This is a genomic window from Stenotrophomonas sp. HMWF003 (genome assembly GCF_003061285.1).
GTDB lineage: Bacteria > Pseudomonadota > Gammaproteobacteria > Xanthomonadales > Xanthomonadaceae > Stenotrophomonas > Stenotrophomonas maltophilia_AP.
Map to the genome: position 1 here is coordinate 6040 of NZ_QAIW01000456.1, position 9724 is coordinate 15763.

11 protein-coding genes are annotated in these 9724 nt (G+C 69.4%); 7 read left to right on the forward strand and 4 right to left on the reverse strand.

Going from position 1 to position 9724, the window contains the following annotated elements:
* From DBR34_RS20170 to DBR34_RS20180, 3 genes are all read left to right on the forward strand, one after another.
* A partial coding sequence (locus DBR34_RS20170; protein WP_146186899.1) for a GspE/PulE family protein occupies positions 1-1619 on the forward strand: 1619 nt, incomplete at its 5' end.
* The gene (locus DBR34_RS20175; RefSeq protein ID WP_128098101.1) at positions 1591-2310 is read left to right on the forward strand and encodes a glutamine amidotransferase; all 720 of its coding nucleotides are present in this window, start codon (positions 1591-1593) and stop codon (positions 2308-2310) included. The genes DBR34_RS20170 and DBR34_RS20175, both read left to right, overlap by 29 nt.
* A 130-nt stretch (positions 2311-2440) precedes the next feature.
* Entirely contained in the window at positions 2441-3343 is a 903-nt protein-coding gene (locus DBR34_RS20180) for a BPSS1780 family membrane protein (RefSeq protein WP_128098102.1), read from the forward strand.
* A gap of 54 nt (positions 3344-3397) precedes the next feature.
* Here DBR34_RS20180 and tatC read toward each other — a convergent pair whose 3' ends face one another.
* From tatC to DBR34_RS20200, 4 genes are all read right to left on the reverse strand, one after another.
* Positions 3398-4144: a twin-arginine translocase subunit TatC gene (tatC, locus tag DBR34_RS20185; RefSeq protein WP_038685419.1), complete on the reverse strand. Its 747-nt coding sequence runs from the start codon at positions 4142-4144 to the stop codon at positions 3398-3400.
* On the reverse strand, positions 4141-4695 hold the full coding sequence (gene tatB, locus DBR34_RS20190; RefSeq protein ID WP_128098103.1) for a Sec-independent protein translocase protein TatB: 555 nt from the start codon (positions 4693-4695) through the stop codon (positions 4141-4143). The genes tatC and tatB overlap by 4 nt, the downstream gene beginning before the upstream one ends.
* 15 nt (positions 4696-4710) lie before the next feature.
* Complete coding sequence (gene tatA / locus DBR34_RS20195) at positions 4711-4938, reverse strand: Sec-independent protein translocase subunit TatA (RefSeq protein ID WP_038685414.1); 228 nt, start codon at positions 4936-4938, stop codon at positions 4711-4713.
* Positions 4939-5013: 75 nt separating this feature from the next.
* Positions 5014-5904: a YSC84-related protein gene (locus DBR34_RS20200; RefSeq protein WP_128098104.1), complete on the reverse strand. Its 891-nt coding sequence runs from the start codon at positions 5902-5904 to the stop codon at positions 5014-5016.
* A gap of 186 nt (positions 5905-6090) precedes the next feature.
* Here DBR34_RS20200 and hemH point away from each other — a divergent pair, with 186 nt between their 5' ends.
* From hemH to DBR34_RS20215, 4 genes are all read left to right on the forward strand, one after another.
* A complete protein-coding gene (gene hemH / locus DBR34_RS20205; protein WP_128098105.1) occupies positions 6091-7053 on the forward strand; it encodes a ferrochelatase in 963 nt (320 codons plus the stop codon).
* Positions 7050-7898: an alpha/beta hydrolase gene (locus DBR34_RS20210; RefSeq protein WP_128098106.1), complete on the forward strand. Its 849-nt coding sequence runs from the start codon at positions 7050-7052 to the stop codon at positions 7896-7898. Before hemH ends, DBR34_RS20210 begins: the two co-directional genes overlap by 4 nt.
* A 237-nt stretch (positions 7899-8135) precedes the next feature.
* On the forward strand, positions 8136-8297 hold the full coding sequence (locus tag DBR34_RS21585; RefSeq protein ID WP_181394090.1) for a hypothetical protein: 162 nt from the start codon (positions 8136-8138) through the stop codon (positions 8295-8297).
* Positions 8298-8311: 14 nt separating this feature from the next.
* Positions 8312-9724 (forward strand): methyl-accepting chemotaxis protein (locus tag DBR34_RS20215; protein WP_146186898.1); only part of this gene is annotated, 1413 nt, incomplete at its 3' end.

Below are 9724 nucleotides of genomic sequence, written 5' to 3' on the forward strand. Positions count from 1 at the left end.
CCGCTGGCGGTGAACTCGGGCTGGAGCGGCTGACCGAATGGCTGGCCACCCGCACCGGCAGCCGCTACCTGCGCATCGACCCCACCCGCGTGGACGTGGCCTCGGTGACCGCCGTGGTGTCCCATGCCTACGCACGCCGCCACCGCTTCCTGCCGCTGGCGGTAGACAGCGAGCGCCTGCTGGTGGCCACCAGCGAGCCGCTGGTGCAGGAGTGGCTGAGCGACCTGCAGCACCTGACCCGGCGCCGCATCGAGCTGGCGATGGTCAACCCGCTCGACCTGCACCGCTACACCATGGAATTCTTCGGGGTCACCCGCTCGGTGCGTGGCGCGCGCGGCGACGTGCGCGGCGAAACCAACGGCACCCTGCCCAGCTTCGAGCAGCTGGTGGAACTGGGCCGCGCCGGCGACGTCAACGCCGACGACCAGCACATCGTGCACATCGTCGACTGGCTGCTGCAGTACGCCTACGAACAACGCGCCTCGGACATCCACCTGGAGCCGCGCCGCGACATGGGCCGCATGCGCTTCCGCATCGACGGGGTGCTGCACAAGGTGTTCGAAGTGCCGCCGGCGGTGATGACCGCCGTGGTCAGCCGCATCAAGGTGCTCGGGCGCATGGACCTGGCCGAGCGCCGGCGCCCGCAGGACGGCCGCATCAAGACCCGCTCGCCGGGCGGCCGCGAGGTCGAAATGCGCCTGTCCACCATGCCCACCGCGTTTGGCGAGAAGTGCGTGATGCGCATCTTCGACCCGGATGCCGCGTTCAAGAGCATCGACCAGCTCGGCTTCAGCCCGCAGGAAGCGGCCGGCTGGACCGCCCTGGTCGAGCGCCCGCACGGCATCGTGCTGGTCACCGGCCCCACCGGCTCGGGCAAGACCACCACCCTGTATTCCACGCTCAAGCGGCTGGCCACGCCGGACGTCAACGTGTGCACGGTGGAAGACCCGATCGAGATGATCGCGCCGGAATTCAACCAGATGCAGGTGCAGACCAACATCGACCTGGATTTCGCCAGCGGCGTGCGCACCCTGCTGCGGCAGGACCCGGACATCATCATGATCGGCGAAATCCGCGACCTGGAAACGGCGCAGATGGCGGTGCAGGCCTCGCTCACCGGGCACCTGGTGCTGTCCACCCTGCACACCAACGACGCGCCCTCGGCGATCACCCGCCTGCTCGACCTGGGCGTGCCGCACTACCTGCTGGCGTCCACCCTCAACGGCATCCTGGCCCAGCGCCTGGTGCGCACCCTGTGCCCCAACTGCAAGGTGCCGCGCCCGCTCAGCGCGGCCCAATGGGCGGTGCTGGCTGATGCCGATGAAGCATTACCTGAGTCACCCACGCCATATGCACCGGCCGGCTGCATCGACTGCCGGCGCACCGGTTACCTGGGCCGGGTAGGGCTGTATGAGTTGCTGCCATTGGGTTCGCGCCTGCGCAGCCTGATCCGCGCGGACATGGATCTGGCCGCTTTCAACCGTGCCGCGCGTGCTGAAGGGCTGCGAACCCTGCGCCGCGCGGGACTTGAAAAGGTGGCCGCAGGGCTGACTACAATCGAGGAAGTCCTGTCAGTGCTGCCGCCCCCGGATGAATTCCGCCCCGTTCCTGATTCTTGAAACCGGCCAACCCGTCGCCTCGCTGCGTCGGTACGGGCGTTTTCCGCACTGGATACGCGTCGCCGCCGGGCTGGACGCCGACGAAACGGTGGTGGTGGACGTCGAACATGGCGGCGCCCTGCCCGACCACCGCCACTTCGCCGGGGTGATCGTCACCGGCTCGGCCGCCTACGTCACCGACCGTGCCGACTGGAGCGAGCGCAGCGCGCAGTGGCTGCGCGGCGCGGTCCACGACGACCGCCCGGTGTTTGGCATCTGCTACGGCCACCAGCTGCTGGCGCACGCCCTGGGCGGCGAGGTGGCCTACAACCCGGCTGGCCGCGAGTCCGGCACCATCGAGCTGGCCCTGGACCCGTCGGCCAGCAGCGACCCGCTGTTCGCCGGCCTACCCGAGCGCTTCCCGGCCCACGCTACCCACATGCAGACGGTGCTGCGCGCACCGGAGGGCGCGTCGATCCTGGCGCGCTCGGCGCAGGACAACTGCCACGCCTTCCGTTTCGGCCGCCAGGCCTGGGGCGTGCAGTTCCACCCGGAGTTCGCCACCCACCACATGCGTGGCTACGTGCGCGCCCGCGCCGAGTGCATCCGCAGCCACGGCGGCTGCGCCCGCAGCGTGGCCCGCGGGGTCAGCGCGGCCCCGCTGGCGCGGCAGCTGCTGCGTCGTTTCGTGCGCCAGGCCCGCAACGCCTGAGCCGCCTGCCGGGCACTGCGACGCAGCGTCCCGGCGATGCGGCCCGGCCTTCAGGTGGCGCGTCCGGAAAACAGGGATAATCGAACGGATTCGGGGCGGCTGCGCCCCTTCCCCCTGCTTCCGGAATGGTATGAGCGAGATTCGCAAGCTGCCCGCATCGGCCGGCGCCCAATGGCTGCTGGACGCGTTTTCCCTGTATGCCCGCGCACCGATGCAACTGGCCGTGATCGGCGTGGTGTGGATGCTGACCACCTCGCTGATCCTGCTGCTGGCCCAGCTGCTGCCGGGCTGGCTGGGGCTGATGGTGCAGTTGTTGTCGCTGGCGGTGGGCCCGCTGATGTTCGGCGGCATGCTGTGGGCCGTGAGCGAGATCGACCAGGGCCGTCCCGGCCTGCCGACCCACCTGCTGCAGCCCATCCGCGACCGTCGCGTGACCCACCTGCTGGTGCCGCTGGCGATCCAGCTGATTGCCATCGTCGCCCTGGGCACGTTGCTGTTTGCGTTGATCGGCAGCGAAGGCTTCAGCGCCTTCAACGACCTGCTGCACCGCGCGCAGGAACTGCAGCAGTCCGGCAAGCAGCTCAGCAACGAAGAGACCCTGGCGTTGATGGCCAACGTGCCGGTCAAGCGCATCATGCTGTGGATCCTGATCGCCTTCGCCACCTTCGTGGCGCTGAGCATGGCCATGTTCGCGCAGCCGGCGCTGGTGGTGTTCGATCGTCAGAGCGGCATGCATGCGCTGCGCATGAGCCTGCAGGGCTGCATCGAGAACTTCCCGGCCATGGCCGTGTTCATGGTGCTGGGCCTGATCGCGGCGATGTGCATCTACTTCCTGGTGTTCGTGCTGATGCAGGTAGCCCTGCTGCTCGGCGGCATGGGAGCGGCCGCATTCGTCATGCAGCTGTCGATGACCACCGTGATCATGCCGCTGTACGTCGGCGCGGTGTACGCCGCCTGGAAGCAGATGTTCGCGCACCGCGGTCGCACGCCGCCGCCCGTGCCGGGCGGCCCCGGCAACGTGTTCGCGGCCTGATCGACACCCACAAAAAACCCCGGCATCTGCCGGGGTTTTTTCTGTGCGACCCGATCACCCGGCCGGCTTCACCACCGACGAGGGCACCAGCCACCGCGCCGCGTGAATGCCCAGCTCGTACAGCACGCACATCGGGATCGCCAGCAGCAGCTGCGACACCACGTCCGGCGGGGTCAACACCGCGGCCACCACGAAGATGCCCACCACCGCATAGCCACGGCTTTCCTTGAACTGCTGCGGCGACACCCAGCCCAGCAGCACCAGGATCACCATCGCCACCGGCAGCTCGAAACTGGTGCCGAACGCGAAGAAGATCGCCAGCACGAAATCCAGGTAGGCGTTGGCATCCGGGGTGATCGCAATCACTTCGGGGCGGAAGGTGGTCAGGAAGTGGAAGACCGCCGGCAGCACCAGGAAGTAGGCGAACGCGCACCCCAGGTAGAACAGCAGCACCGACGACGCCAGCAGCGGCACCGCCAGGCGCTTCTCGCGCGCATACAGACCGGGCGCCACGAACGACCACAGCTGGTACAGCAGCCACGGCACGGCCACGAACAGGGCCACGAAGAAGGTCAGCTTCAACGGCGCGAAGAAGGCGCCGGCCGGGTTGGTCGCAATCATCGTCTGCCCGTTGGGCAGCTGCGAGATCAGCGGTTCGGCCAGCCACGTGTAGATCTTGCGCGAGAACGGCAGCAGTACCAGCAGTACCGCGAGCAGGCCGACGATCGCGCGCACCAGGCGCGCACGCAGCTCAATCAGGTGTTCCACCAGCGAGCTTTCCGGGTACTCGTGTTCGCTCATCGCGGTGCCTGCTCGTCGCGCGGCAGCGGCGCGTCCTGTGCGGTGTCGGGGTGGGGCGCGCCAACCGGCGCCGGTTCCACCGTGTGGGCCGCACGCGGCGCAGTGCCATCGATGCCGGGCGGGGCCATCGCGTCACGCACCGGCTCGGCCACCTCGATGGGATCGTCCGCCACCACGTGCTGGGCCACGCTCGCCGGGGAGCCGGGCGCGGGGCCGGTCATCACCGGCTCGTCCGCCGCGGCGGCCACGTCATCGCCACGTCGGGCCACGTCCTGGCGCATCAGCTCGGCTTCGCGGCGCACCGCTTCACCGCTGGCGCGCAGCTGCGCCTCGGTGTCCTGCACCGATGCCTGCACGTCGCGGAACTGCCGCTTGATCTCATCGGCGTGCAGTTCCCGCTCCAGCTCCTGCTTCACCGAATCCCACTGGGTGCGTGCACGCCGCACCCACAGCCCGGCAAAGCGCGCGGCCTTGGGCAGGCGCTCGGGACCGAGCACGACCAGGGCCACGACCGCGATGACCAGCAGTTCACTGAAACCGATATCGAACACGCCCGCCGGTCCCGATCAGCGCGGGTCGCGATCGTGCTCGGTCTGCGACGTGGTCGTCGAGTCCTGCGGGCGCGAGGCGTCGTTGAGCTGCGCCTTCGGCTTGTCCTCGTCGTGCATGCCCTTCTTGAATTCCTTGACGGCGCTGCCAAGGTCCTTGGCGCCGCTGGTCAGCTTCTTGGTGCCGAACACCAGCAGAACGATGACCAGCACGACCAACCAATGCCAGATGCTGAAACTGCCCATGAGCCGCTCGCGTTACGTAGTGATCAGACGGTTGAGCATAGCGCACCGGGTGTTAGCCGGCGCGCGTGACGAAAGTCAGTTGCCGTCCAGCGATTCGGTGCGTACTTCACCCTCGCCCACGGACTGGAAGCCCTGCTGGGCGGCGGGCTGGGCCGGGGTCGGCTGCAGCGGTGCCGTGGTCGCCCCGGACGCCGGTGCCTGTTCAGCCACGGGTGCGGCGACCGGAGCGGCCTGGCGCGCGGCCGGGGCCGGTGCGCTGCCGGCGGTGCCACGCTTTTCGCGGGCGGTGTAGGTGGCTTCTTCCAGGCGGTCGCGGAAGGCGACCACGTCGATCGACGGCGGTTCGCCCATGCGGCCCTCGAACACCATGCGCGGCGTGGTGTTGCTGCCGTAGGCGTCCAGGTTGGCGGCATCGTCGATCTGCAGCACCGCACCGTCCAGCGCGACCCCGGCGAACAGGCCACGGGCACGCGACCACGACCAGATCTCGGCCTTCAGCTGGCCATCGGTAGCCGCCGCCGCATTGCGCCCCACCGGGCCGGCCGCCACGCCGGCATCGGCGCCGAGGGTGAACTTGCCGTTGACCAGGTTGTCCAGGCTGCGGTCGTTGCGGAACACCAGCACCACGTCCGAGGACTGCACGCCGGCCTGGAAGCCGATGCTGCCGCCCGTGAGCTTCACGAACACCGGGTTGGACCAGCTGCCATCGGCGTTCTTGACCGACATCAGGCCATGTCCGCGGCGCCCGCCGATCACCAGACCGGCCTTGATCGTGTCGGGAATGACGACAATCGCGCGGCCTTCGTCCAGCAGCTTGTCGGGGATGCCCTGTTCGGGGATGTTCTGGATTTCATTGAGCACACGCACCGCATTGCGGGCGCGCTGGTCTTCCTGTGGTCCGGCCACTGCCTGGGTGGACAGCAGCAGGCTGGCGGAGATCAGCAGTACAAGGCTGAGGCGGCGCATGGGTGGGCTCCAGAAGTCGATCACACAAGATAGCGGTAGGTAGGACCATTGGTCGATACGCTTCCCGACGTTAGAAGCCCGGCGATGAATCCGCAATGAGTGATGCCGTCTATTGATATGCCCAACGCATCACAACGATGGGGCGAATCCATCCCGCCAATCGCGCAGAACTGCGAGAATGGGCCCATGCTCGACGCACCCGACACCGCCGTGCTGGCGGTCAATCTAGGCACGCCCGAGACGCCAACCGCCCCGGCGGTGCGTCGCTACCTGGCTGAATTCCTCAGCGATCCGCGCGTGGTCGCAATCCCGGCGATACTGTGGAAACCCTTGCTGTACGGGCTTATCCTGCCCCTGCGCAGCGGTCGCTCGGCGGCCAAATATGCCCAGGTGTGGCTGCCCGACGGCTCCCCGCTGATGGTCTACACGCGCCAGCTGGCGCAGGCCATGCAGGCGTTGATGCCCAACGTGCGGGTGCGCCACGCGATGCGCTACGGCGCCCCGGCACTGACCGCCGAGCTGGACCGGCTGGCCGCCGAAGGCATGCGCCGGATCGTGGTGTTGCCGCTGTATCCGCAGTATTCCACCACCACCACCGCCTCCATTGAAGACCAGGTGCGCGCGTGGCAGCCGCGCCACCCTGCCGTCACCGTCACCCTGGTGCGCGATTACGCGGTGGACCCGGACTGGGTGGCGGCCGTGGCCGGCAGCATCCAGCAGGCCTGGCAGCAGCACGGTCGCGGCGAAAAGCTGGTGTTTTCCTTCCACGGCATCCCGCAGCGGCTGGCCGACGCCGGCGATCCGTACCCGCAGCGCTGCGAAGCGAGCGCGCGCGCCATCGCCGATGCGCTGGGCCTGCCCGACGATGCCTGGCAGCTGACCTACCAGTCGCGCTTCGGTCGCGAGAAGTGGCTGCAGCCCTATGCCGAACCCACCCTGTGGGCCATGGCCGAGCGTGGCGTGCGCCGCATCGACGTGGTCTGCCCCGGGTTCGCCACCGACTGCCTGGAAACCCTCGAGGAAGTGGCCCTGGGCTTCACCGAAACCCTCGCCGCGCGCGGCGCGCAGATGCGCTACATCCCCTGCCTCAATGCGGCGCCCGAACACGCCCTGGCGTTGTCGCGGCTGAGCATCGCCGCGCTCGCATGACCCTGCAGCCCTTCACGCTAGAGGTGCAGGGCGTGCACGCCGCGGGACTGCGTGCGCCACAGCGCCAGGGCACGCGGGTGCTGGCCCTGCACGGCTGGCTCGACAACGCGGCCAGCTTCGTACCGCTGGCAGCGCAGCTGCCGGCGCTGGACCTGGTCGCCCTGGACCTGCCCGGCCACGGCCACAGCGCCCACCTGCCGCCGGACACCCAATACAACACGCCCGGTGCGATCTGCCACGTGCTGGATGTCGCCGATGCACTGGGCTGGGAACGCTTCACCCTGCTCGGCCATTCGATGGGCGCCGGCATCGCCAGCCTCACCGCCGCGGCCGCCCCGGAGCGGGTCGAGCGCCTGGTGGCGATCGAAGCACTCGGGGGCCTGCGCGGTCCCGAGGATGAAACCGCGCAGCGGCTGCGCGACCACGTGCGCGCCGCCCGTGCGCTGCCGGGCAGGAACCTGCGGGTGTTTGCCGACCTGGCCGCGCCGATCCGCGCACGGATGATGGCCAACCAACTCAGCGAGCCCTGCGCCCGCTTGCTGGTCGAGCGCGGGGTCAAACCGGTCGATGGCGGCTACAGCTGGTGCAGCGACCCGCGCCTGATGCTGCCCACCGCGTTGCGCCTGAGCGAAGCGCAGATCGACAACCTGCTCGCAGCGATCGCGTGCCCCACCCAGGTGATCTACGCCACGCCCGCGCAGTCGTATTACCCCGAACCCCTGCGCAGCGAGCGCATCGGCCTGCTGCGCGATGGCCGGCTGTCCGTGTTCCCCGGCACCCACCACCTGCACATGGAACATCCGCAGGTGGTGGCCGAAGTCATCAACGCCTTCCTCGCCGGCTGACGGCGGCCATCGGTCGCGTGTACCGCGTCGTACCGCGTCCAGCCCCTGCGGACTGCCCTGCGGCATCCTGACGCACTCAACTTCCCGGCCGCCGGGCCGATACCCGTAAGGCAGACCGGCACGTTCGGCCTGTGTCGCCGCTTGCTCCGCCGTCGCGAAGCCGCGCATCACTCCAAGGCTTCAGGGAAGGTCGTCGCAATGCCGTGTTGGCCGTGCCATCGCCCACAGGACCGGGCCATGCCGGCGGTGTTCCGCACCGTCGACGCGTCGGTATCGATGGCACGCGGCCTGCGCGCTTCTTCCCTCCTCGTCTTCCCCGCAGCGCCCACCGCATCGACGGTGATCGGCGCGCCCTTGGCCTGTCCGCCTCCGCGCGCGACCGGCCGTCCCTGCTTCTGAATCCCGGAGTCGCCATGTCTGCCCTTCCGCTTGTTGCACCGCGCCCACCCGACCGTGCCCGCGCGGCCCGTCCGCCCACCCTGTTGCAGCGCCTGGATGGCACCGTCGCGGTCGCCGCCGCGCTGCTGCTGGCCGCTGGCTGCGGTACCGCGCTGTGGCAGCGGCAGTGGGCGGTGGCGCTGACCGTCCTGGTGGCCACGCTGCTGCTGGCCGTGCTGGCGCTGCGTACCCGCCGACAGGCCGAGCGCTGGCAGCGCGACCTGCAGCAGGCCGACGCCGCCGCGCGTGCACTGGCCGACCAGCAGCAGCGCGCCGCCACCGTGCATGCCGAGGACGCGCAGATCCACCGCGCACTGGATGTCTCGCGTACCGCAATGATGCTCGCCGACAACGACCACGTGATCCGCTACGTGAACCGGTCGGTGGTGACGCTGTTGCGCAATCAGCAGACCAGCCTGCGTGAGGCGTTCCCCGACTTCGACGTCGACACGCTGGTGGGCAGCAGCATCCACCGCTTCCACGTCAACCCCGATCGCATCCGCGCCATCCTCAACACGCTGCAGCAGGTGCACCACGGCCGCGTGCGGATCGGCCCGGTGCATTTCGCCCAGGTGGTGACGCCGGTGTTCGATGACCATGGCCAACGCCTCGGCTTTGCCGTGGAATGGCATGACCGCACGGCGGAACTGCAGCTGGAAACCGCCGTGGCCGACATCGTCGCCGCCGCCGCCAAGGGCGACCTGGACCGCCGCCTGCCGTCGGCCGAGGGCACGGCCAGCTTCCTCGACGGCCTCACCGGCGGCATCAACCAGCTGCTGGAGAGCGTGGGGGGCACCGTGGGCGAAGTGCGCCGCGTGCTGGCTGCATTGGCCCGCGGTGACCTGGACCAGCGCATGCACGGCCAGTTCGAGGGCGCGTTCGCTGCCATGCAGCGCGATGCCAATGCCACCGCCGAACAGCTCACCGCCATGGTGCAGCGTATCCAGCAGTGCACCGGCGCCATCGCGCAGGCCGCCGGCGAGATCGCCAGCGGCAACAGCGACCTGTCCGAGCGCACCGAGCGCCAGGCCGCGCACCTGGAAGAGACCGCCGCCTCGATGGAGGAGCTGACCTCCACCGTGCGTCAGAACGCCGAGCATGCGCGCCAGGCCAGCACGCTGGCTCAGGGCGCCCAGGACGTGGCCGGCCGCGGCAGCGCGGTGGTTGGCCAGGTAGTCACCACCATGGAGGCGATCCAGACCGCGTCGCGGCGGATCGGCGACATCACCCGCGTCATCGACGGGATCGCGTTCCAGACCAATATCCTGGCGTTGAATGCGGCAGTGGAAGCGGCACGTGCCGGCGAGCAGGGCCGTGGGTTCGCAGTGGTCGCCAGCGAAGTGCGCACCCTGGCGCAACGCTCGGCCGAGGCGGCCAAGGAGATCAAG

What these genes read in the sequence shown, in the direction of transcription:
- DBR34_RS20175 (WP_128098101.1), top strand. Translation starts at nt 1,591, where the DNA reads ATGAATTCCGCCCCGTTCCTGATTCTTGAAACCGGCCAACCCGTCGCC.
- DBR34_RS20180 (WP_128098102.1), top strand. Translation starts at nt 2,441, where the DNA reads ATGAGCGAGATTCGCAAGCTGCCCGCATCGGCCGGCGCCCAATGGCTG.
- tatC (WP_038685419.1), bottom strand. Translation starts at nt 4,144, where the DNA reads ATGAGCGAACACGAGTACCCGGAAAGCTCGCTGGTGGAACACCTGATT.
- tatA (WP_038685414.1), bottom strand. Translation starts at nt 4,938, where the DNA reads ATGGGCAGTTTCAGCATCTGGCATTGGTTGGTCGTGCTGGTCATCGTT.
- DBR34_RS20200 (WP_128098104.1), bottom strand. Translation starts at nt 5,904, where the DNA reads ATGCGCCGCCTCAGCCTTGTACTGCTGATCTCCGCCAGCCTGCTGCTG.
- hemH (WP_128098105.1), top strand. Translation starts at nt 6,091, where the DNA reads ATGCTCGACGCACCCGACACCGCCGTGCTGGCGGTCAATCTAGGCACG.
- DBR34_RS20210 (WP_128098106.1), top strand. Translation starts at nt 7,050, where the DNA reads ATGACCCTGCAGCCCTTCACGCTAGAGGTGCAGGGCGTGCACGCCGCG.
- DBR34_RS21585 (WP_181394090.1), top strand. Translation starts at nt 8,136, where the DNA reads ATGCCGGCGGTGTTCCGCACCGTCGACGCGTCGGTATCGATGGCACGC.